Raw genomic sequence first — 22259 nt, forward strand, 5'->3', positions numbered from 1 at the left:
CGATGGCACGGGGGTCAGGGTAAGCTCAACTTGGCCATCCGCCCGCCATCGACCGTATAGACCTGCCCTGTGATAAAGCCGCTTTCCTCGGCGGCCAGAAATGCCGCCAATGCGGCCACTTCTTCGGGCCTACCGGTGCGCGCGACCGGGTGAATCTGGCCGATATCCCGGCGAAACGCATCCGGGTCGGGCATCGAGTCGATAAAGTCGAGGTTCAACTCGGTGTCGATCCAACCCGGAGCGATAGCGTTGCAGCGGATACCCTCGGCCCCGTGATCCACCGCCACGGCGCGGGTCAGCCCGTGCAGCCCGGCTTTGGACGCGCAATAGGCCGCGTGGCCGGGGTTGCTGCCCAACCCCTCGATCGAGCCGGTATTGACAATGCGGCCCTTGGTTTTGCGCAGATGGGGCAAAGCGGCCTGAATCATCAGGAACGGTGCGGTCAGGTTGACGGTCAGGTTTTTCTGCCAGTCATCCAACGTCATCTCTTCAACGCGGGCCTCCTGCATCATCCCGGCATTGTTGACCAGAACGTCCAACTGCCCGGCGCGGGCGACGACCTCGGCTATCACCTGTGCAGGCGCAGAGGGGTCGGTGAAATCGGCCGCGATTCCTTCGAAGTGATTATCGCCACCACGCTGAGCGGTGAAGACGCGCGCGCCCTCCTCCGTCAGCCGTGCCGCGATGGCCTGTCCTATCCCGGAGCGGCCGCCGGTGACCAGCGCAACCTTGCCCTCAAACCGCCTCATGCGACCGGCTTCCCGCCATTGACCTCAACCAGCGTGCCACACATGTAGCGCGCCGCGTCCGAGGCGAGGAACAGGACCACATCAGCAATATCCTCAGGCTCGGCGATCCGCCCAAGAGGCACGGTCTTACCCAGTTCAGTCACGGCCTCGTCAGGATCAAACCCGCGCTTGGCAAAGCCCGAGCGCAGCATCGGCGTGTTAACCTCATTCGGGCAAACGGCGTTGATGCGGATGCCCTGATGTGCGTGATCCATCCCCATGCATTCGGTCAGCGAGGCGATCGCCGCCTTGGTCATGCAATAGAGCGCATGGTTTGGCCCCGGCGCCTTGCCGCCCCAGCAGGACGCCGTGTTGACGATGGCCCCGCCGCCCGACTCGGCCATCAGTGGAATGGCAGCGCGGCAGATCCGGAACGGAGCCTCGACATTCACGCCCATGGACAAACTCCAGTCGGCGTCCGAGGTCTCGGTCACCGGGCCGCGTGTGATGACACCGGCATTGTTGATGACGATATCGAGGCCGCCCAAAGCCTGATGCGCGGCAGAGGCCAATTGGTCGCAATAAGCCGGGTCCAGCAGATCGCCGGGCAGATGGGCCTCGGCCTCGATCCCATCGGTCGAACGATCCGCAACCGCGACCCGAGCGCCCTGCGCGCGCAGCTGGTTGACGATGGCTTGCCCGATCCCTCCGGCCGCGCCGGTGACGAGGGCGTTTTTGTCCTGAAACATGTTTCAGTCTTCCCAGATTGCAACGGCCTGCCCCAGCAGGTCCCGGTTCATTGTCACGCCGAGACCCGGCGCATCGGGCGGCAGAACACCACCGTTTTCGATTGGGGCGTCGAACGCACCGGTCTGGATCGTCACCATGTCGCGCGGGTCCAGAACGCAACGAAGCAGCCGTTCGGGCACAGTCGCACCCATATGGAAGATCGACGCGGCAGACAGGGTTGACCCCACCGTGTCCTGCACACTGATCGTCAACCCTGCAGCGCGGCAGATGTCGCGGTGACGGCGGGCATGGGTCAGCCCCCCGGCTTTCGAGATTTTCAGCCCGATGCCATCGGCCACATCCAGCGCCACCAGCTTGGCGATGTCGCCATCTTCTTGCGCCAACTCGTCCAGAATGATCGGCACGTCACAGCGCTGGCGCAGGGAAAGCGTTTCGCGCCATGTGGCGCAGGGGGCCTCCAGCACGAAATCCAGCCCGTTCGGCAGGGCACGGAGCATCCGCAGCGCGGTTTCCGGGATCAGGCCGCCATTGGCGTCAACGATGAAGTATTCGCCCGGTTGCCGATCTGCCAATGAGGCCGCGATACGTTCGGCATCCAGCGCCGGGCCGCCTTCGGAATCCATCGCACCGACTTTGACCGAATGACCCATATAGCCCATCGCGCGGTGTTCCGCGACGCGGGCGCGCATATCCTCGGGCGTGCCCGCGTAGATCGAGCTGATTGCGGGCAGACGATTGCCTGTCGCACCGCCCAGCAGTTTATAGACCGGCAGGCCAACCGATTTGCCGAACAGATCCCAACAGGCCAGATCAAGCGCCGATTTCGCGTGGTTGTGGCCCAGCAGAGCCTCATCCATGGCGTCATTGATCCGGTCCATATCGCGCGGGTCTCGGCCAATCAGATAGGGGGCGATTTCCTCAACCCCGGCGCGCGCGCCCCGTGCATGGGCGGCGATGTAGTTCGGGCCGAAGGGCGTGGATTCGCCCCACCCCTCGGACCCGTCATCGGCGGTGATACAGACGATGACACTGTCAAATCCGGTGTAAATTCGCCCGCCCGACAACTCATAAGAGCCGCCTGCATAGGGCAGATGCAGTTCATAGAGCTCGATCTTGCGGATTTTCACGAGGCCACCTGCGGCGGGATCAGCACCAGCTGCCCGGTATGCGTTTTGGTCAAAAACTCTTCCTGCGCTGTCGCAATCTCGCTGAGCGGGTAAGTGTTGGCGACAACGGGGCGGATATCTCCGGCCTCGATGTATTTCACGAGGTTTTCGAACACGATGTCCTCCTGAAAGGTGCAACCAAACAGGGTGAGGTCTTTCAGGTAGAGCGTCCGCACGTCGATTTCACAGATCGGTCCGGCAATGGCCCCGGCGGTCGCATAGCGCCCGCCCCGGCGCAGCACGTCCAGCAGGCTTGGCCATTGCGGTCCGGCCACCAGATCGACCACCACGTCGATCGAGCCTTCACCCAGTTCAGCCACCAGATCGGCGTTGCGGTCCAGCACGCGGTCTGCACCCAAAGCTAGAACGGCCTCGGCCTTCGTGGGCGAGCACAGAGCGATCACATACGCGCCGCGCCGTTTCGCCAGTTGCACCGCAGCCGAACCAACACCGCCCGAGGCGCCGGCAACCAGAACAGTGTCGGCTCCAACGCTGGCGCGGTGCAGCATGCCCTCAGCCGTGGAATAGGCGCAGGGGATGGCGGCCAGTTCCACATCCTCCCAGTCGCAATTCACGGCATGGGTTTCCTGCGAAGGTGCGACGCAGAACTGGGCAAACCCCCCATCACATTCGCTGCCGATGGTCCAGCATTCATAGGGGCGGTAGTCGACATAAGTCCGCAGCATGTTGCGCACGATCACACGCTCGCCAATGCGCGCCGGGTCGACCCCATCGCCTACGGCAGCAACATGGCCACAGACATCCGCGCCCTGAATGCGCGGGAAGGTCAAGGGCGTGCCCGACCAACTGGCGTCGTCATCGTCCACGGTCTCAAAACCCGAGGCACCGCCGGTATTGGTGTCCTCGGTGACAGCCTTAGAGTACCAGCCGATCCGCGTGTTGATGTCGGTGTTGTTCACACCCGCGGCAGCGACCCGGATCAGCACCTCTCCGCGCCCCGGCGTCGGGACCGGCACGTCCGAGCGGTAGTCCAGCATCTCAATACCGCCATGGCCGGTCAGTTGGACCGCATGCATGGTCTCGGGGATCATTGTGTTCTCCTTAATATGAGGCGACAGGCGCGCCGAACAGCGTTTCGTCGGGGGTGACGCCCAGACCCAGCCCGGTCGGGCGTTGGATGTGACCGCCTTGGATAGTGATGCCGTTTTCGGGATCGTAGTTGCCTTCGATATAGGGGGCGGCGAACCATGCGCTCCATCAGCGTCGGACGCACGGTGGATGCAATCTGCGTGCAGGCGGCGGCGATGATGTCCCCGCCCCAGCTATCATCGCAGGTATGCGGTAGATTGCGCGCTTCGCAGATGTCGCGGAAGGTGCGCATGTTCTGCAGGCCGCCGATGCGGGTGACTTTCATGCCAAACCCGTCCACCAGCCCGGTCCCGGCAGCCGAGATCACGGTGTTCAGGTCGACGCTGTTTTCATCCATGTAGATGCCATGGGTCACCTGAGGGCGGATCTTTTCCAAGTCCTGATAGGTGTTGCAGGGCTGTTCCATGATGAAGGGCACATGCGGGCATTCGCGGCTGACGCGCAGCGCATCGCGCGTGGTCCACCCGCGATTGCCATCGACCGCAAGGCGCATGCCTGTTCCGCCGACAACCTCCCAGACTTTGCGGATGGTTTCGATATCAATCTCGACCGGACGGCCACCCACTTTGATTTGCAGGCGAGGATAGCCCTCGGTCAGCTTCTCTTTGGCAAGGCGCGCGATATCGTCCGGCGCGCCCACACCCGTCGCGTAGTAAGAGGGCACGCGATCGGTCTGCGCGCCGCCCAGCAGGTCGGCGACATTGACGCCCAGTTTCTTGCCAATCAGGTCATGGGCCGCGATGTCGATGGCCGCCTTGGCATAGTTGTGCCCATTGAGCAGCCCGTTCATCCGGTGGTGCAGGGCCACAGGCCACAGATCCGCGCCGATCAGGCCCTCGGCCATTGCTTTCAACGCAGCCCGCGCGCCCTCTGCATGCGCTTCAGCATAGGTTGGGCCGACCGGGCAGGTCTCTCCCCAGCCGGTCGTGCCATCCTCGGCCACCAGCTTGACCAGCGTGGTGTCAAGCGTCCAGACCTCGACGTTTGCCATGGTGTAAGGGCCGTTTTTGACCGGCAGATCATGGGCGTAGATGTGGATTTCCTTGATCTTCATATCCGTCTCTTCTGTCGTGTGCCGGATGCCCGGACTAGTGAATATCGGCAGCGGCCAGCAACGCGCGGGCGCAACGCATTGTGGCCGCGGTTGCGACCTCAGCCCCCATTAAACGCGCGCTCTCGGTCAGGCCTTCGTGCAGGATGAAAAGAGCCTCGGCCAAAGCCTCGACATCGCAATCGGGGGCCACGTGGATCAGCCGCGTACGGAACATGTCGCGGACATGCTGTTTGTGCGTCGTGACGGCATCGCGGATCGCATCACTTTCGGGGTAGGCCGCCAGCGCATTGCGGAACAGGCATCCGGTGTTTGAAACCTCGCGCAGCCAGTCCGCCAGGCGGGTCAGAACGTGCAACACGTGATCCGCGCCCCTGAGTTGATCCGTGCCGATCCAATCGGAATAGGCAGCATCGCGATAATCCAACGCACCTATGACCATCGCTTCGCGGCTGGGAAAATACTTGTAGAGCGTGCGCAGGGAAACATTCGCGCCCTCTCGCAAGGCTTCAACACCTTGGGTGGCAAATCCCATCTCTGAAAACTGCCGATCAAGATTCTCCGCGATTTTCTGCTGTGTCTCGGTCATGACACGATGGTAGAGCGATCACTCTACCCACACATCACCGTTTGCGACACGGACTTTCTTGCCAACGACAAAAAATGCCACCGGCGGGACCGGTGGCATGAAACAAGGGCGGGATGGCGGCAGGGTCGCGCCGCCAGTGCCGGAGTTTTCAGTTACATGTTTGGATAGTTCGGGCCGTCGCCACCCTGCGGCGTGGTCCAAGTGATGTTCTGGCTCGGGTCCTTGATATCGCAGGTCTTGCAGTGGACGCAGTTCTGGAAGTTGATCACGAACCGCGGACCGTCGTCATCCTCGACCATTTCATAGACGCCAGCCGGGCAATAGCGTTGCGCGGGCTCGGCGAATTTGGGCAGGTTGACACCAACCGGGATCGACGGGTCGCCCAGCTTCAGGTGGCAGGGCTGGCTTTCCTCGTGGTTGGTCATCGCGAAGGAGACGTTGGTCAGACGGTCAAAGGACAGCGTGCCATCGGGCTTGGGATAGTCGATCGGCTTGTGCTTGCTGGCCTCTTCGGTCGACTCGGCGTCATTCTTGCCGTGACCCAGCGTGCCGAAAAGCGAGAAGCCGAACGTGTTGGTCCACATGTCCAGACCACCCAGCGCCAGCGAGGGCATGAGGCCCCATTTCGACCACATCGGCTTGACGTTGCGCACTTTCTTGAGGTCCTGACCAATGGCCCCTTCGCGCACGTCGGTTTCATAGGCCGTCAGCTCATCACCCGAACGGTCCGCCTTGATGGCGTCAAAGGCGGCCTCGGCTGCGGCTTTGCCCGACAGCATCGCGTTGTGGTTGCCCTTGATGCGCGGCACGTTGACCATACCCGCCGAACAGCCCAACAGCGCCACGCCCGGAGCGACCAGCTTCGGCATCGACTGATAGCCGCCCTCGGTGATTGCGCGGGCGCCATAAGCCACGCGCTTGCCGCCTTTCAGCAGCTCGGCCACCATCGGGTGGTGCTTGAAGCGTTGGAATTCCATGTAGGGATACAGGTGCGGGTTCTTGTAGTTCAGGTGAACCACGAAGCCGACATAGACCTGGTTGTTTTCCAGGTGATAGATGAAGGAACCGCCACCCGCGTTGCTGCCCAGAGGCCAGCCCATCGTGTGCGTGACTGAGCCTTCCTTGTGCTTGGCCGGGTCGATCTCCCAAATCTCTTTCATGCCAACGCCGTATTTCTGCGGCTCTTTGCCGGCAGACAGGTCGTATTTGGCGATGACTTCCTTAGACAGCGACCCACGGACACCTTCCGACAAGAACACGTACTTGCCGTGCAGTTCCATGCCCGGTTCGGTGCCGGGACCGTAGGAGCCGTCTGCCTCCAGACCAAAGACACCGGCGACCACGCCTTTGACTTCGCCGTTTTCGCCGTAGACCAGCTCGGAACAGGCCATGCCGGGGAAGATTTCAACGCCCAGCTCTTCGGCTTGCTCGGCCATCCAGCGGCAAACATTGCCCATCGAGACGATGTAGTTGCCGTGGTTGTTCATCAGCGGCGGCATCGGCGCGTTGGGGATGCGGATCTTTCCGGCCTCACCCAGCATGTAGAAGTTATCTTCGTTCACCGGCGTGTTCAGCGGCGCGCCTTTTTCTTTCCAATCCGGGATCAGAGCGTCCAGCCCGCAAGGATCAAGCACAGCGCCCGACAGGATATGCGCGCCCACTTCCGAGCCCTTTTCCAGAACCACAACATTCAGGTCGGCATCCAGCTGTTTCAGACGGATGGCCGCCGACAGGCCCGCGGGGCCTGCGCCCACGATCACCACATCGTATTCCATCGCTTCGCGTTCAATCTCGGCCATCGCGGGCTCCTTAGCTAACTTTCCGAATTGGCGCTTTTCTCATGCGGTCGGCGCAATTTTGTTTCTCGGCTGATTACATGGTGAGAAAGACTCAGGTCAATCGAAACACGGCGTAACAATGCCGCTATTCGACACTTCACGCCTTTGGCGAGTCGCCCATAAGGTATCTGGGACCGCTACCATGTGATTTGGCGCGGTCATCGGGGTTGTAAAGGGCGCATTTCGGCAGGCTGAGGCACCCGCAGCCGATGCAGCCGTCCAGATTGTCGCGCAATCGCGTCAGGGTATTGATTCGCTGATCCAGATGGGCGCGCAGCGTGACACTGATGTCTTTCCAGTCCTGCGGCGTAGGGGTTCGGTTGCCCGGCAGGCCCGATAGAACCTCACGGATCTCGGGCAGGGTCAGGCCGAATTGCTGGGCGATCATCACAAAGCTCAACCGCCTGATATCGGCCCGCTGATACCGCCGCTGCCCGCCTGCGTTGCGCCAGGGCGAGATCAACCCCTGCGCCTCATAGTACCGGATCGCCGACACCGCCAACCCGGTACGCCGTGCCAAAGCGCCAATTGCCAGACCTTCGGAAACTGCCATTTCACCCTCGCAAGAAATACCTTGACCTAAAGTTAGGTTTAGAAATTACGCTGAGTCGTGACAAGCCTGAAAAAGGAAAGGACCTGCCATGATGGCCACGCTTGAACACACCAACTTCACCGTCAACGATCCCAAAGCCTCGGCCGCGTGGATGCACAAAGTGTTTGGATGGGATATCCGCTGGGAAGGCGCCGCGATGGCGGGCGGCTATACGGTGCATGTCGGCACCAAACACACCTATCTTGCCCTCTACCGCCCCGAACACCCCGAGCCATCAAACGAAAGCAGCTATGACGTGGTCGGCGGCCTGAACCACGTGGGCGTTCTGGTCGAGGATATCGACGCGACCGAGGCCAAGGTGCGCGCGGCAGGTTTTACACCGCATAAACACGCCGATTATGAGCCGGGCAAGCGGTTCTATTTCGACGATGACAACGGGATCGAGTTCGAGGTGGTGCAATATGATTGAGATGTTGTGGCTCTGCACCCCGTCACAGCGGTGGCGCAGGAACAAGCCCCCGGACCACCGCCACAGGCGCGAACCGCCTCAGCGGAACGGCGTTAAGTCGCAAATCGACGTGTGACGCCCTCTTGGCCTCTTGCATTTCACGCTCCATTTGGGTCAGGTACTGAACGACCCATCATTCGCCCCGACGCTTTCCCCGCGGCGGGGCGGCTCAATTTATGCGTGGACAACAAGATTATGGAAAAGATTCCAATGACGCCTGCGGGCAATGCCGCGCTCGAGGCGGAGCTGAAAAACCTCAAATCCGTCGAGCGCCCGGCGATCATCGAAGCTATCGCTTCGGCCCGCGAACTGGGTGATTTGAAGGAAAACGCCGAATACCACTCGGCCCGTGAAAAGCAGGGCTTCATCGAAGGCCGCATCAAAGAGCTTGAGGGCATCCTGTCGCTGGCCGATGTAATTGATCCGGCCAAACTGTCGGGTGCGATCAAGTTCGGCGCCAAGGTCACGCTGGTCGATGAAGACACCGATGAGGAGAAGACCTGGCAGATCGTGGGTGAATATGAGGCCAATATCGAAAAAGGCCTGCTGAACATCAAATCGCCCATGGCCCGCGCCCTGATCGGCAAGGACGAAGGCGACAGTGTCGAGGTGCGCACCCCCGGCGGTGTCCGCTCTTACGAAGTTCTCAACATCGAATTCGCCTGACCCGGAGGGTCTGTCATGTCGGGGCCACAACCTGACCAAGAAAGCGAACGACCGACCTCGCTGGGCATCTATGATCGCCCTCAGCGCCCGTCCGTGACCTCGATCGAGATTGCGGCCGGGGTGCTGAGTGTCATCTGGCTGGTTGTCTCGGTCCTGTTCCTTGTGCTGCCCGACCAGACACAAGGCGGCGGGTTCATTGTGACCCTGTTGGCGGTTTTCCTGCCGGTAGCCATGATCTGGGTTGCCGCAACGGCGATGCGTGCCAGCCGCGTCATGCGCGAGGAAAGCGCACGGTTGCAAACCGCGATTGATGCAATCCGTCAGGCCTATGTCGTCCAGCAACAGCGCGCCGCCAGCTCGTATGAGCCGACGGTGTCCAAGAAGCTGGACGAAATCGCCGCTGTGACGAAAAAGGCCGAGGACGCCTTGGCCACCTTCTCCAGCAAGCGGCGTGAACCCTTGCAGGTCGACCCACCTGCGCCGGGCGGGCAGACCTCTCTGGCGCTCGGCACTACCGCCGAAGAGATTACACCGCCGCTGACCACCGATACCTTCATCCGCGCGCTGAACTTTCCCGAGACCGAGAAAGACACCGAAGGGTTCACCGCGCTTCGGATGGCGTTGAAGGATCGAAAAGCCTCCAAACTGGTGCAGGCCTCGCAGGATGTTCTGACCCTGCTCAGCCAGGAGGGCATCTATATGGATGACCTCCGACCCGATATGGCACGCCCCGAGGTCTGGCGTCAGTTTGCGCAGGGCGCACGTGGACGCTCGGTCGCGGCTTTGGGTGGAATTCGGGATCGCTCGTCCCTGGCGCTGACGGCGGCGCGGATGAAACAGGACCCGATTTTCCGGGATGCGGCGCACCATTTCCTGCGCCGCTTTGACAACATGATCGTCGAATTCGAGGCCAATGCCAGTGACGCGGAGCTGACCGCCCTTGGTGATACAAGAACCGCGCGGGCCTTCATGCTGTTGGGGCGTGTGGCCGGAACCTTCGACTAGGTGGTGGGTACAGGCCAGCTCATCTTGGTGGCGCGGCTGAAGCCGAACAGGTGCCGAAACGGGCCGGTTTTCTCAATACTTACAGGTTTGAACCCTTCGCGTTCATACAGGGCCTGCGCGCGTGGGTTGGTGTCGATCACATCCAACTGCACCTTGGCCATACCACGGCGCTGCGCCTCGGCCTTGATGGCACAGAGCAGCGTTGTGCCAATGCCCCTCCCGCGGGCCTCAGCCGCGACAAAGATGCCGTCCATCTGGAACACACCGGGCTGCAGATCGCGCTCCAACACGCTCAGAACCACGCCGCGCCAGATCGATCCGAACCAGCCATAGACGCGGGCAAGGTCCGACAGGCTGCCACCCGCCAAGCCGCCTTTGTTGGTCTTGAACCCCGCAAGGCCCAGCATCCGGCCTTCAGCGTCACGCGCAACCAGCGCGAATTCCGGGTCGAGGGCCGTTTCAAAGAAGGCCAAACCTTTTTCATCCGGCCCCATCACCTTGTGCAGCTTGGCCGCAAAGGCCTGCCAGAACAGGGCTGCAGCTTGGGGTCTTTCAGCCTCTTTAAAGCCTTTGGAAACCGTGACCGTCACAGTCCAAAACTGCCGTAAGGGATAAAGCGTACCGGGTCGCCGGGCTGAATGTGGCGCGCGCCGTCTTCGATCTCAACCAGCCCCTCAGCCCAGCTTAGCCCGCTGATCCTGCCAGAGCCTTCCGAGTGGAAAACCTCGACCCGCCCCTCGCGAATACGCGCGCGCAGATATTCGCGGCGACCGGGTTTCTTGCGTTTCTCAAAAGCGGCGGGCACTTCGAAACCCTGTGGCTCTGCCCATCCCTGCCCCGACATCTGGCAAAGGGCCGGGCGGGCGAAGATCAACGTGCAAACCTTGGCGGCCACCGGGTTGCCGGGTAGCCCAAAGACCGGTGTACCCGACCACATGCCCAGAGCCAGAGGGCGACCGGGTTTGAGGGCAATCCGCCATTCCTGCATCGCCCCTGCCTCGCGCAGCAGGGCTGAGACATGGTCCTCATCCCCCGCCGAAGCGCCGCCGCTGGTCAGGATCACATCAGCTTGCGTTGCGGCCTCATCCAACTTCGCCCGCAAGGTTTCGCGGTCGTCGGCGACACGTCCCAGATCGACCGGCACAAAACCCATGCGGTCGATCAAAGACAACAGCATTGGCCGGTTCGCGTCAAATATTTGCCCGATGCCAGCAGTCTCTCCCGGCTCTACAAGCTCATCCCCGGTGGACAGAACGGCCACGCGCAGAGGTTTGCGCACGGCCACCTCGGAAATACCGACCGCGGACAAAAGCGCCATGTCGGCCGGTGTCAGCTTGCGACCGGCTGTAAGAGCCACCTCGCCCGCTGCAATATCCTCACCCGCGCGGCGCGTGTTTGCGCCCATTTTCAGAGGGCCGTGAAAGGCAATGTGACCGTCCTGAACCGTCACGTCCTCTTCCAGGATGACCGTGTCCACGCCTTCTGGCAGGGCCGCGCCGGTCAGGATGCGCAACGCATGGCCTGCAGGCACCGAGTCGCCGAACGGAATACCCGCCGCGGCGCGCCCCTCGGTCAGAGGCATCACCTGCGCGCCCTCAGCCGCGGGGCCAGCGAACCCATAACCATCCACCGCCGTGTTCGGCTGCGGCGGGTTCGAACGCTGCGCCACCACGTCCTCGGCCAGAACGCGGCCCATCGATTGCGCAAGCGGCAGAACCTCGGCCCCCGTGACAGGGCGCAACCGATCCCGCAGCAACGCGAGCGCATCATCTACGGGCGTCCAGTTCACCCCGGCGGGCAAGGCAAAACAATCGTTTCGCAATGGCGGAGGCGATATGTTCGGTTTGTCCTGCGCTACACCCAAGATCCACCCCTCCTCTGAGGTTGAAACGTTCAACTGTCTGTCCAATTCCTGATCCGTCATCCGCGACAGAGTCAAGGCAACCTGTTCGACCTGCCACGCATCCTTGATCCGATCCGGGGGCGCTGCACCAAGGTTGAGCGAGGGCCAGATCTCGACAAACGCCACCGGTTTATCCAGTGGCTGAAAGGGCCAAATGGCGATCTTGCCCGCGAAATTGTGGCGGAGCCGGTTCAACACGGGCAGACCCATCATCACCTGTCCGCCGACGGCGCCTGCGCCTGCCATTTGCCAGCAGGTAAAACTGCCCTTCGCCAAATGCTCCACCGCGCGTCGATCCGGAAACGGGTTGCGATAGTCCTGTTTCGTGCGCGGCAACCCGGCAATATCGCGCCGCAGGCCATTCATCCAGAACGGGCCTTTGCCGCCGAAGCTCATATTGATCCGACCGGCGAGGTCAAAGCGGTTGTTGGCGGTCAGAGAGTCCTCGATCTGGTCTTCGAACCAATCCCACAGAGCAAGCGGATCATGTGTCCCGGTGATCGCCGTGGCAAAGCCTGCGGGATAGCCGAAGGGGAAATCAAACCCCAGCATCAGGCGACGTCCTGCAGACAGTTCAGTGTCGATCAGGTCGCGCAGCCAATCCTCGGCAACCACCCGATTGCGCAGATAGTCCAACGCCTGCACTGCGCCGTCGCGCACCACGCAGGCCCAGATGGCATCTTTGCGAGGGCGCGGTCCAGTGTCGTTGCCACCGGACCAATCGACCATCGCAAAGCTGTCGAAAAGGCTCACAAACCAACCTCGGAGAGGATGAAATCCGCAATGGCCGCCGTGTCGTTCAGATCGAACACGGGTCGGCCCAACTCCATAGGAGTATCACTGGCCACAGCGCGGATCGTGTCATCCGACGGGGCGATCAGGTCATTGCCCGGCTCGGCGCGGAAGGCTTCGACCTTGGGGTGGCGTTCGCGTTTGTAGCCCTCGATCAACACCAGATCGACCGGCGAGAGGCGAGCGAGCAGAGAGACCAGCTTAGGCTCATCCGCGCCGCGCAGCTCCTGCATCAGGGCGACGCGCTGCCCCGAGGCCAGAAGAACCTCGCTGGCGCCTGCCATTCTGTGGCGATGGCTGTCGCGACCCGGCTGATCGACGTCAAAGGAATGATGCGCATGTTTGACAGTCGAGACGGTGAAACCGCGTCCAGTGATCTCGGCCACCAGTCGTTCCATCAACCCGGTTTTGCCTGCGTTCTTCCAGCCGGTGACGCCGTAGATCCTCATGCCTGCTCCAACAGTTTTTCGGCGCGCGCGAGGTCGTCCGGTGTGTTTACATTGAAGAACGGATCGAACGGGTCTGCGGGAAACAGCGCCTCGCGCCCGTCATGCTTGTCGGTCCACAGTACGACCTTACGCAGCCCGTCGTTCAAAGCGGTACGTAGATCATCTCGCAGCGCCACGGGCCAGAGGCCAAATGTCGGGTGTCGGTTGACCCGCTTGCCGCCTGACTTCAAAGCCTCGTCCCCGGTGCGGGGCGTCGTGGCAAGGACCAAAGGGTGCGTTTGACCTTGAGCAGCCTCGGTCAGCCGCGCAACCAAATCACGCGGGAAGAACGGCGTGTCTGCGGCGGCGGTGACGATACTGTCAGCCCCCAGTTCTGCTGCCCAATCCAGCCCGGCCAAAACCCCAGCCAAAGGGCCTGCAAACCCTTCAATCGAGTCTGGCAGAACGGGCAGATTCCATTCCGCAAATCGCGCTGCGTCTCCGTTTGCGTTCAACGCGAGGCCATCCACCTGCGGGTCGAGCCGGTCGATTACATGAGACAACAAGCTTTGCCCGCCGATCTGCAAAAGCCCTTTGTCGCCGCCTCCCATCCGGGTCGCAAGGCCACCTGCGAGTATCACTCCGAGGGGTTTGGTTATACCATCAGCCATTGGCACTTTTCCGGCGATGTTTCTTGTCCTCGGCGGCCACGCTTGCCGGGTCCACGTCGCGCAGCAGGCGATCCTCACCGGACAGGCACACAAAGCGCTGCCCGCGCATGCGGCCGATCAGGGTCAGGCCGACCTCGCGGGCGATCTCGACGCCCCAGGCGGTGAAACCGGACCGGGACGCCAGAACCGGAATGCCCATCATCGCCGTTTTGATCACCATTTCAGAGGTCAAACGCCCGGTGGTGTAGAGGATCTTGTCCTCCGCCGTCTCGTTCTCGGACAGCATCCAGCCGGCGATTTTGTCGACGGCGTTGTGGCGACCCACATCCTCCATATACACAAGCGGCCGGTTTTCATGGCAGAGAACCGTGCCGTGAATCGCGCCGGCCTCAAGGTACAAAGAAGGCGTACGATTGATCTTGGCGGCCAGATCGTAGAGCCACGAGGTCCGGACCGACACTTGCGGCAGGCGCACGTCTTCCAACCCCTCCATCATGTCGCCAAAGACCGTGCCCACGGCACAGCCGCTGGTGCGGGTCTTTTTCTTCAGCTTGTCCTCATAGGAGGTTTCGCGCGCTGTCCGCACAACTACGGTTTCGAGGTCATCGTCATAGTCAACCCGTGTGATTTCATCATCAGCCAGCAACATCCCCTGATTGCGCAGGAAGCCCAGCGCCAGATACTCGGGATAGTCGCCAATGGTCATCGCGGTCACGATTTCCTGGGAATTGAGGAAGATCGTCAGCGGGCGCTCCTCGACCACCGAAATCTGGCTGACTTCACCATTCTGGTCCACACCTACGACGGCGCGCGTCAAACGGGCCGCGCCGGGATCGGGGGCGATGATATAGTCCGAGACATCCAGTTCTGTCACCAATTGCAACCCCTTCCCAAGACCGCTACTGCTGCTGCGAATACCATAGGATTTAGCCATGGCAGACGCCACATCCAAGTCATACTTCTGGAAAGGGTTTCGCGACGGGACACCCTTCATTTTTGTCGCGATTCCATTTGGCACCCTGTTCGGGGTTTTCGCCGCCGAGGCCGGGCTGGATATCGTTCAGGTCGTCGCATTCTCGGCCACGGTTTTCGCCGGAGCAGCGCAATTCACCGCCCTGCAATTGCTGCAGGAGAACGCGCCGACAGCCATTGTACTGGCCTCGGCCCTTGCGGTGAATTTGAGAGTGGCGATGTATTCAGCCTCACTGACGCCCTTTCTGGGGGCTGCCCCAATGTGGCAGCGGGCCTGCGCCGCCTATCTGACGGTTGACCAATCTTATGCCTGTTCGATCGTGCAGTTCGAGAAAGAGCCAAAGATGACCGTGCCGCAGCGCATGGCTTACTTCGTCGGTTCGGTCACGCCGATCACACCCTGTTGGATTTTGGCGACCTATCTGGGCGCGGTTTTGGGCACCCGGATTCCCGAAAGCTGGGCTTTGGATTTTGCCTTGCCAATTACCTTTCTGGCCATGCTGGGGCCGATGATGCGGACGCTGCCCCATGTCATTGCGGCCCTAGTAGCTTTGGTCGTGTCGTTGCTGGCCGTGAGCGTACCGTTCAATCTGGGCCTGCTGATCGCCGGAACCGCAGGCATGATCGCAGGTGCACAGGCCGAGGTGATACTAGACCGCAGAAAGGCGCGCGCATGACGCAGATCGACCCCACCACCATGTGGACCGTCATTGTCGGCCTGGCCATCGGCAGCTTTGCCCTGCGCTTTGTGTTCATCGGCTTTGTCGGAGACCGCCCGATGCCACCCTGGCTGCTGCGCCACCTGCGCTACACCGCCGTGGCGATCCTGCCCGCTCTGATCGCGCCGCTGGTCGTGTGGCCCGCCGCGACCGAGGGCCAACCCGATGCGGCCCGAATGGCGGCTGCGGCAGTGACGCTGTCTGTTGGAGTGTTCACCAAAAACGTGCTGGCCGCGATCTTTTCAGGCGCGGCCACACTTTACGGTCTGCTTTATCTACTGGCTTGAAGCCGCGTCCAGCTGGTTCAGAGCGGCGTTATTGGCTGCCAGACCTTTTTGTAGATCGGCATCGTCATTCTCGCGATATTCTTCAGTGATGACACCGGGAATTTCGGCGAACTGTTCCGAAAGCTTGATCGGAAAGAAAGTGACTTCGATCTGCTCGAATCCGGGTACCTGCTGCAACAGCCGCGCGGTTGAATTGGCGCAAAAAGACCCTGCGACAGGCCCGGTCTGCTTGGCCAATTGCAGCGCGATCTCAGCCTGTTGCGGCGTCACCTGAATGGTCTGGATGCGGGCAAAATGCGTCTCGCGCGCGTGAGAGCTGCGATAGGCGCGCTCAACCGCTGGGGTGATGCCGTATAGAACATCATCCCGCACCGGAACGATATCCGCCCGGAACGAGCCTGCTGGGTCAAAAATCACCCTCTCGCTGGCACCGATCATCAACGAGGTATGCGCCCCCGAACCGGAGCGCGTGTTGATCATCGTATAGAGCGTCAGGGTCGACGGCCCAGGATCACGGTAGGACCGCGATACGATCTCAGCCTGTTCTGCCTGAGGGCGTTTAGAATTCGCGCAGCCAGCCACTGTTGCCGCCAAAAGGCAGGCGATCAAAATCCTGAACACGGTCGACCCCGAAAGATTTAGGAAGCGTAAAGCGCCAGCAGGAACGCCAGTATCGCGATGGCGACACAGCACCAGACGGTAGCCTTGATGAAGCCCTCAAAGGTTTTGGTTTGAACGGTGATGTCCATTTCGCCGTGCTTGTGTTCAGCCATGAGTCTCAGATTCCCAGTTCGCGTGTTTATCCGCTGGATAATAGAAAATTTCGGGCCTGTCACCACGTCATTCCAGCGCAGGGGCCCTGTCACCCAACACAAAACACCCCGGATAGCCAAATCCCCAGCGCCACGGCAGTCCGCTGCAGGGGCCGCCACCGAATCGGACCGCGCCGTAGAGGGCGTCCGAGGTCAGCGAATGGACCGAGCGGATCTGCTCGGGCGTCATGTCATAGCGTTCCGCGTAGGCCTGCGCGTAGGTCTCGCCATGAGTTTCGACACAGGCCTGCAAAGCCTGATCGGCGGCGAGGCGCGCGTCATAGCTGTCGGAGGCCGTCTGCGCACCACCAGCGTCGTGATAGGTGCGGTCATGGGTCACGCAGCAATACTCCCAAGGCGGGTGTTCTTGATACAACTCACCGATCTGTGGGAACGTATCGGCCACCCAGCGCCAACTGGCCGACAAGCCGCCCGAGCATCCGTCAGTTTCGAACGGGATCAGATCGGCATCGCCGCGTTGTGCGATCAGGGCACGGTGCGTGGGCATCTCGACCGCGCGCATCAGGTCTTGAGCTGTGGCCGGGCTGGCCATTAGGAAAAGACCCAGCGCCAGTTTACGGGCTGTCATCGCGCATCGCCTCGGTGTCGACGGTCATGCCAAAGGTTGTGGCAAGCCAAAGTAGCACGCGTTCGGCCGGGCCCATCTCGGCGCGGACGCGTAGAACTTCGCGCGCCATGGCCGGGCGGTCCGTGATCAGCCCGTCCACCCCCATCGAGGCCATCGCCGACATCTGCAGCGGGTCGTTCACCGTCCAGACATAGATCTCCTTACCCGCCGCGTGGACCGAGCGGATCAGTCCCGGGGACACTGTTGCCGCGTTCACAGCAACAAAATCGCCTTCCAGCCCCGCCAGGTTGCCCACCGCCGTCGCAGCCAGCACACCCGCGCGCCAATCCGGGCGCAGCGCCTTCATCTTTTGCACGGCCGGATATTTGAGCGACATGGTGGCGATGTCGTCCTGCATTTCGAACTCTTCGACCAACGCGGCGACCCGGTTTTCCAGGTCAACGTCGTGGCCGTAATATTTCAGCTCGATAATAACTTTGGATTTGCCTTTTGTCGCCTCCAGCACCTCACGCAGGGTTGGGGTGCGTTGGTCGGCATATTCAGGGCCAAACCAGCTGCCGATGTCGATGGTTTCAACATCCTCCATCGTGGCGTCCCAGATTTTTGTCGGGACCCCGGCCAGTTTCATGAAGTCACTGTCATGGGCCACGATGACAACACCATCGGCTGTTTCCTGTACGTCGATCTCAACCCAATCCGCGCCATCTTCGATTGCCTTAAGAACCGAGGCCATGGTGTTTTCGGGCCGCAGCGCCGCAGCGCCCCGGTGGCCGATAACATCGGCATGATCTTCGGCCTGTACGCGTTCCAGCAGGTTGTGGCCGAACCAGCCACCCAGCAGAAGGGCAGCTACCGCCAGCCCGACCGCAGTGAACAGCGAGGCCTGCATGCGGCGCGGCTCGGGGTGGGGCGGCTCATCCGTCTGAGGTTCAAAAAACTTGTCCAGCAGAACCGCCAATGCGCCCAGCGCAGAGGCCGCCAGAACCAGCCCGGCCAGAGACCACAGCCCTGCAATCGCGAGGCTATAGGTCAGCGCCAATTTTAGGTTACTGCTGCCTTGCAACGGCACCAGTCCAAACAAAAGCCCGGCCACCCATGCAATCGCCGCCGCAATTACAAGGCGCATCGCCAGCCATGCGACCAAGGCCAATTTCAAGCGCCCGCGTTTGCCCTCCATCCGGGACGTGCTGATATTGAACACATGCGCCGGGTGGACATTTTCAAACAGCACCAGATGAAGTGACAGAGCCCAGCCCGACAGCTTGCGGATCAACACCCACGCCATGGCCAAAGCCACCGCGCCGATCAGGGCCACAGCCACCAAAAAGGCGGGCGGATGGAAGGTCAGGTAGTAGTTGATGTCGTATTCGGTCAGCGTCCACCATGCGATCAACGCGGCGACCGCCAGAAACGGCAGCGCCAACAGCAAAACCCGCAGAATGAACCGTGCCGCAAAGCCAAAAAGCGACGGCAGGCGCGACAGGACCAAACCGATCGCCGCACTGCCCGCGCGCCACGGATCGGCCTCTCCCATCCTCAGAGAGGCAGCCATGACCGCGAACACAAACACCTCGGCCAATAGAAACAGGCTTAGCACCACGATGGCCGCTATAAACCCGGCGGGCGAGAGGATGAAGGCCGCGATATCCTGATCCGTCAGCGCAGTCTGATCGGACAGCGAAACCGCCAAATTGACCGCCAAAGCGACACCGGGCGCGACCAGCGCGATCAGCAGCAGCCGCACCGCCAGATAGATGGGCACAAAGACCCTGCGTCTTGCCCAGGCGCCAGAATAGGCATTTGTAACGGTTGAGAAAACGGACATGTAAACACCCTTGAATGATGCATGCATTCAAGGGTGTGCAGGCATGAATTGCAAGTCAGCTGTCTTCGAGATCCGCAGCCAGACGGAACCCGATGCGGTTGGCGGGCTTGTCCTCGACCGATTTGGGCAAGGCGCGCAGCATCACGTTCAGCTGGCTGACATGCTGCACCAGCTGCGTGCGCGCGCCCGTTCCGTCCGAGCCGAAGAACGTGATGATATCGGGGTCGAAATAGCCCATCCCCTGAATACGCATCACACCCGCGTCACCGCCGGTAAAGCCCATTGCGACCTCGTGATCGCCATCCAGCGTTTTCTCGAAGTTCTGAATATAGAGGATCAGACGTTCATACGCCCATTGCGCGGCGCTTTTGGTTTCAACCGGTTTTTTCAGCTGCCCCGGCAGGGGCTGGGTGCCGGACTCGGCCTCGGAATCCGCGTGAACCTCATAGCATCGCGGCAGGGCATCCGCTTCGGCAGCCTCAGCCGAGGTTTCGATCTTGTCCTGCATTCATCACCCTTTGCGCTGAAACACCCATGCCCCGTCCGCGCGACGCGTTCGGGTTACGGCTCCACTGTGATAAAGATGGTTCATATGTGCAACCGCTTCAACCAGCGCCAGCCCGTATTCGCCTTCGCGAATGGAGCGTTTGAATAGCGGGGCGAAGCACTCGGCAGCGGCTTTGGGTTGGTCGAGATAGTCCAGCAGACGCTCCAGCGCGCCGTGGTGGTTTTCGATCAGCTGACGCATGCGCAGCGGCAGGCCGGTGAAGGGCAGCTTGTGGCCACCCAGAACCAGATGATCCGGGCGGGCCAGTTTTTGCAGCCGCTCGCAGGCCTCGATCCAGTCCGAGACCGGATCGGCCAGGGGTTCGGTCGCATAGACCCCCAGATTGGGGCTGATCGAGCCAAGGATCTGGTCGCCGCTCAGCACCAGATGATCGTCGCGGCTCCAGAGTGTTACATGTTCGGGCGCGTGACCGTTGCCCATATGCACGTCCCAGTCGCGCCCACCGATGCGGATCACGTCGCCCTGTTTAATCCGTGTGAAGCCGAGGGGCATGGGGTAGACCGTATCGGCAAAGTTGAACGGACGGTCGGCCTTGCGCTTCTCCAGAAAGGCAGGGTCCATCCCGGCGCTTTGGTAGAAATCCAGCGTCTCCTGCGGCCAGTTCTCCTGCACGTCCAGCGTGAGCATCCGCGAAAACAGCCATGCGGTGCGGCTGGTCACTAGCTCGACCTCATGTTCGGCCTGAAACCAGCCTGCATTGCCCACGTGGTCGGGATGGTGATGGGTGACAACAGCGCGCCGAATGGGCTTTCCGGCCAGAGGGCCCGACATCAACTCAGCCCAGATGCGGCGGGTCTTGTTCGAGGACATCCCGGTATCAATCACCGTCCACCCGTCGCCGTCATCCAGCGCGTAGATATTCACATGGTCCAGCGCCATTGGGAGCGGCAAGCGCATCCACAGCACGCCCTCGGCAATCTCGATGGCTTCACCGGGGGCGGGCGGCTCGGGCCAAGGGTATCTGATGCCCGAAGGCTCCACGCCGTCCATCACGCGCCCAGATCCTCGGCGCTGAGAGCAAAGAGGTCATCCGCCCCGTTCTGCGCCTGCGCAAGCAGACCGAGATATTCGGGCAGCAAGGCGTTGATGTAGTAGCGCGCCAGTCGCGCCCGCGGGCCATCCGGATCGGCAAGGGCTGCGGCCAGATGGTAGTGCCCGCCCAAAACCCGCGCAAAGGCGCGCAGATAGGCGGCAGCACCCGCAAAGCGCGCGTTCATGTTGTCCTGCGCCACCATCCACTCGGTCGCTTCGCGCAGGGATTCCGTGGCCTCCCACACCGGACCGGCGAGATCGGGCATCTTGGAGCGGGCCTCTTCGGCGTGATCTTCGATCTCATCGAGCAAGCTGGCAGCAGCGTCTCCACCGTCCATCATCTTGCGGGCGACCAAATCCATTGCTTGGATGCCGTTGGTTCCCTCATAAATCGCGGTCACGCGGACATCGCGGTAGTACTGGGTTGCCCCTGTTTCTTCGACGAAGCCCATGCCGCCATGAACCTGTACACCGGTCTCGGCGACGCGCATCCCGGTCTGAGTGCCAAAAGCCTTGCCAATCGGGGTCAGCAGAGCAGCCCGCGCGGCCCAGTCGGCATCTCCGGTCGCGTGCGCCATATCAATCGCTGCGGCATTCGCCAGCATGATCGCCCGCGCCGCAAATACATCCGCCCGCATTTCGGCCAGCATCCGGCGCACATCCGCGTGGTCGATGATCGTGCCCGAGGGCGTCTTGCCCTGCTTCCGCTCCATCGCATAGGCCAGCGCGTGCTGATACGCGCCCTCGGCGACGCCGACACCCTCACCACCGACACCCAGACGTGCGTTGTTCATCATGGTGAACATGGCCGCCATACCGCCATGCTCCTGCCCGATCAGCCAACCCGTGGCCCCGTCATACTGCATGACACAGGTCGGAGAGCCATGGAGACCCAACTTGTGTTCCAGCGACACGACGCTTAGGTCGTTGGCCGCGCCGGGGTTGCCCTGTGCGTCCGGCAAGTATTTCGGCACGAGAAACAGCGAAATCCCCTTGGTGCCCGGAACCGCGTCGGGCAGACGGGCCAGAACCAGATGGCAGATATTCTCGCAGAAATCGTTGTCGCCCCAGGAGATATAGATCTTCTGCCCGGTGACCGCATAGGTGCCGTCCCCTTTGGGTTCTGCTCGCGTCGTCAACGCACCAACATCCGATCCGGCCTGCGGCTCGGTCAGGTTCATCGTGCCTGAATAAGCGCCCGACATCAGCTTGGGCAGGTACAGCGCCTTGAGCTCGTCACTGGCATGCGCCTCAAGCGCTTCGATCTGACCCTGCGACATCAAGGGGGCCACCTGCAGCGACAGGCAGGCCGCGCTCATCATCTCATTGACCGCCGACGTGACGGCCATCGGCAGACCCATGCCGCCATAGTCGGGGCTACCGCTCATCCCGATCCAGCCGCCTTCGGCGATGGCTTTCCAACCGTCCGAGTATCCGGGTGAGGTGCGCACGACGCCATTTTCCAAACGCGCCGGTTCCAGATCACCGGGGCGTTGCAGCGGAGCAAGAACCTCTTCGCACATCTTGCCCGCTTCCGTAAGGATCGCGCTGACCACATCCGGGGTTGCGTCAGCGAATCTCTCGGTGGCCGTGATCTGATCCAGACCCACCACATGGCGGAACAGGAATTCATAGTCAGAAACTGGGGCGCGGTATGGCATGGCTTCCCTTGCGGTCTGTCGGCACGGCCGCACTTG

General features: G+C 61.6%; 25 protein-coding genes. 5 read left to right on the forward strand and 20 right to left on the reverse strand.

The features are described from left to right. Nucleotides 1–14: 14 nt before the first annotated feature. The 8 genes from ACR0I8_RS15175 to soxR form a co-directional block, all read right to left on the reverse strand. Nucleotides 15–749 carry an SDR family oxidoreductase gene (locus tag ACR0I8_RS15175; protein WP_170691545.1) on the reverse strand — a complete coding sequence of 245 codons (735 nt, stop codon included), beginning with the start codon at nucleotides 747–749 and terminating at the stop codon, nucleotides 15–17. Beyond that, complete coding sequence (locus ACR0I8_RS15180) at nucleotides 746–1477, reverse strand: SDR family oxidoreductase (protein ID WP_170691547.1); 732 nt, start codon at nucleotides 1475–1477, stop codon at nucleotides 746–748. Before ACR0I8_RS15180 ends, ACR0I8_RS15175 begins: the two co-directional genes overlap by 4 nt. A gap of 3 nt (nucleotides 1478–1480) precedes the next feature. Further along, nucleotides 1481–2605 (reverse strand): mandelate racemase/muconate lactonizing enzyme family protein, encoded by a 1125-nt coding sequence (locus ACR0I8_RS15185; protein WP_170691549.1) that lies wholly within the window; start codon nucleotides 2603–2605, stop codon nucleotides 1481–1483. Beyond that, complete coding sequence (locus ACR0I8_RS15190; protein WP_170691551.1) at nucleotides 2602–3696, reverse strand: alcohol dehydrogenase family protein; 1095 nt, start codon at nucleotides 3694–3696, stop codon at nucleotides 2602–2604. The genes ACR0I8_RS15185 and ACR0I8_RS15190 overlap by 4 nt, the downstream gene beginning before the upstream one ends. Further along, entirely contained in the window at nucleotides 3693–4808 is a 1116-nt protein-coding gene (locus ACR0I8_RS15195; RefSeq protein ID WP_480703341.1) for a mandelate racemase/muconate lactonizing enzyme family protein, read from the reverse strand. Before ACR0I8_RS15195 ends, ACR0I8_RS15190 begins: the two co-directional genes overlap by 4 nt. Before the next feature lie 34 nt (nucleotides 4809–4842). Next, entirely contained in the window at nucleotides 4843–5394 is a 552-nt protein-coding gene (locus tag ACR0I8_RS15200) for a TetR/AcrR family transcriptional regulator (RefSeq protein WP_170691553.1), read from the reverse strand. Between the two features lie 152 nt (nucleotides 5395–5546). Beyond that, nucleotides 5547–7193: an electron transfer flavoprotein-ubiquinone oxidoreductase gene (locus ACR0I8_RS15205; protein WP_170691555.1), complete on the reverse strand. Its 1647-nt coding sequence runs from the start codon at nucleotides 7191–7193 to the stop codon at nucleotides 5547–5549. A gap of 136 nt (nucleotides 7194–7329) precedes the next feature. Next, nucleotides 7330–7785, reverse strand: a complete 456-nt coding sequence (soxR, locus tag ACR0I8_RS15210) for a redox-sensitive transcriptional activator SoxR (RefSeq protein ID WP_170691557.1) — start codon at nucleotides 7783–7785, stop codon at nucleotides 7330–7332. A gap of 88 nt (nucleotides 7786–7873) precedes the next feature. Between soxR and ACR0I8_RS15215 the strand changes: the two genes are divergently transcribed. From ACR0I8_RS15215 to ACR0I8_RS15225, 3 genes are all read left to right on the forward strand, one after another. Further along, nucleotides 7874–8254, forward strand: a complete 381-nt coding sequence (locus tag ACR0I8_RS15215) for a VOC family protein (RefSeq protein WP_170691558.1) — start codon at nucleotides 7874–7876, stop codon at nucleotides 8252–8254. 234 nt (nucleotides 8255–8488) lie between these two features. After that, nucleotides 8489–8959 (forward strand): transcription elongation factor GreA, encoded by a 471-nt coding sequence (gene greA, locus ACR0I8_RS15220; RefSeq protein WP_170379061.1) that lies wholly within the window; start codon nucleotides 8489–8491, stop codon nucleotides 8957–8959. 15 nt (nucleotides 8960–8974) lie between these two features. Beyond that, on the forward strand, nucleotides 8975–9964 hold the full coding sequence (locus tag ACR0I8_RS15225) for a hypothetical protein (protein WP_170691560.1): 990 nt from the start codon (nucleotides 8975–8977) through the stop codon (nucleotides 9962–9964). On the opposite strand, the gene ACR0I8_RS15230 is transcribed toward ACR0I8_RS15225, so the two are convergent. The 5 genes from ACR0I8_RS15230 to ACR0I8_RS15250 are packed head-to-tail and all read right to left on the reverse strand — an operon-like array spanning nucleotide 9961 to nucleotide 14692. After that, entirely contained in the window at nucleotides 9961–10554 is a 594-nt protein-coding gene (locus ACR0I8_RS15230) for a GNAT family N-acetyltransferase (protein ID WP_480703344.1), read from the reverse strand. The genes ACR0I8_RS15225 and ACR0I8_RS15230 overlap by 4 nt on opposite strands. Next, nucleotides 10551–12596: a molybdopterin-binding protein gene (locus tag ACR0I8_RS15235; protein ID WP_170691701.1), complete on the reverse strand. Its 2046-nt coding sequence runs from the start codon at nucleotides 12594–12596 to the stop codon at nucleotides 10551–10553. The genes ACR0I8_RS15230 and ACR0I8_RS15235 overlap by 4 nt, the downstream gene beginning before the upstream one ends. Before the next feature lie 20 nt (nucleotides 12597–12616). Then, nucleotides 12617–13108 carry a molybdopterin-guanine dinucleotide biosynthesis protein B gene (gene mobB, locus ACR0I8_RS15240; protein ID WP_170379066.1) on the reverse strand — a complete coding sequence of 164 codons (492 nt, stop codon included), beginning with the start codon at nucleotides 13106–13108 and terminating at the stop codon, nucleotides 12617–12619. Next, complete coding sequence (gene mobA / locus ACR0I8_RS15245; protein ID WP_170691562.1) at nucleotides 13105–13758, reverse strand: molybdenum cofactor guanylyltransferase MobA; 654 nt, start codon at nucleotides 13756–13758, stop codon at nucleotides 13105–13107. Before mobA ends, mobB begins: the two co-directional genes overlap by 4 nt. Then, the gene (locus ACR0I8_RS15250; protein ID WP_480527333.1) at nucleotides 13751–14692 is read right to left on the reverse strand and encodes a formate dehydrogenase accessory sulfurtransferase FdhD; all 942 of its coding nucleotides are present in this window, start codon (nucleotides 14690–14692) and stop codon (nucleotides 13751–13753) included. Before ACR0I8_RS15250 ends, mobA begins: the two co-directional genes overlap by 8 nt. Between ACR0I8_RS15250 and ACR0I8_RS15255 the strand changes: the two genes are divergently transcribed. After that, complete coding sequence (locus ACR0I8_RS15255; RefSeq protein ID WP_170691563.1) at nucleotides 14691–15407, forward strand: AzlC family ABC transporter permease; 717 nt, start codon at nucleotides 14691–14693, stop codon at nucleotides 15405–15407. The genes ACR0I8_RS15250 and ACR0I8_RS15255 overlap by 2 nt on opposite strands. Beyond that, nucleotides 15404–15736, forward strand: coding sequence for an AzlD domain-containing protein (locus ACR0I8_RS15260; RefSeq protein WP_170553701.1), 333 nt, complete (start codon nucleotides 15404–15406; stop codon nucleotides 15734–15736). Before ACR0I8_RS15255 ends, ACR0I8_RS15260 begins: the two co-directional genes overlap by 4 nt. On the opposite strand, the gene ACR0I8_RS15265 is transcribed toward ACR0I8_RS15260, so the two are convergent. From ACR0I8_RS15265 to ACR0I8_RS15295, 7 genes are all read right to left on the reverse strand, one after another. Further along, complete coding sequence (locus tag ACR0I8_RS15265) at nucleotides 15725–16357, reverse strand: hypothetical protein (RefSeq protein WP_170553704.1); 633 nt, start codon at nucleotides 16355–16357, stop codon at nucleotides 15725–15727. The genes ACR0I8_RS15260 and ACR0I8_RS15265 overlap by 12 nt on opposite strands. Nucleotides 16358–16374: 17 nt before the next feature. Next, nucleotides 16375–16509: an aa3-type cytochrome c oxidase subunit IV gene (locus ACR0I8_RS15270; RefSeq protein WP_170379077.1), complete on the reverse strand. Its 135-nt coding sequence runs from the start codon at nucleotides 16507–16509 to the stop codon at nucleotides 16375–16377. Between the two features lie 67 nt (nucleotides 16510–16576). After that, nucleotides 16577–17137: a hypothetical protein gene (locus ACR0I8_RS15275; RefSeq protein WP_170691565.1), complete on the reverse strand. Its 561-nt coding sequence runs from the start codon at nucleotides 17135–17137 to the stop codon at nucleotides 16577–16579. Next, the gene (locus ACR0I8_RS15280) at nucleotides 17124–18962 is read right to left on the reverse strand and encodes a glycerophosphodiester phosphodiesterase (RefSeq protein WP_170691567.1); all 1839 of its coding nucleotides are present in this window, start codon (nucleotides 18960–18962) and stop codon (nucleotides 17124–17126) included. Before ACR0I8_RS15280 ends, ACR0I8_RS15275 begins: the two co-directional genes overlap by 14 nt. A 55-nt stretch (nucleotides 18963–19017) precedes the next feature. Continuing rightward, a complete protein-coding gene (locus tag ACR0I8_RS15285; protein WP_170379083.1) occupies nucleotides 19018–19470 on the reverse strand; it encodes a DUF6173 family protein in 453 nt (150 codons plus the stop codon). Between the two features lie 3 nt (nucleotides 19471–19473). Beyond that, nucleotides 19474–20520 carry an MBL fold metallo-hydrolase gene (locus ACR0I8_RS15290; RefSeq protein ID WP_170691706.1) on the reverse strand — a complete coding sequence of 349 codons (1047 nt, stop codon included), beginning with the start codon at nucleotides 20518–20520 and terminating at the stop codon, nucleotides 19474–19476. Further along, the gene (locus ACR0I8_RS15295) at nucleotides 20520–22223 is read right to left on the reverse strand and encodes an acyl-CoA dehydrogenase (RefSeq protein ID WP_170691568.1); all 1704 of its coding nucleotides are present in this window, start codon (nucleotides 22221–22223) and stop codon (nucleotides 20520–20522) included. Before ACR0I8_RS15295 ends, ACR0I8_RS15290 begins: the two co-directional genes overlap by 1 nt. Nucleotides 22224–22259 lie beyond the last annotated feature (36 nt).

The sequence above is a fragment of the Ruegeria sp. BG9 genome (assembly GCF_056538305.1).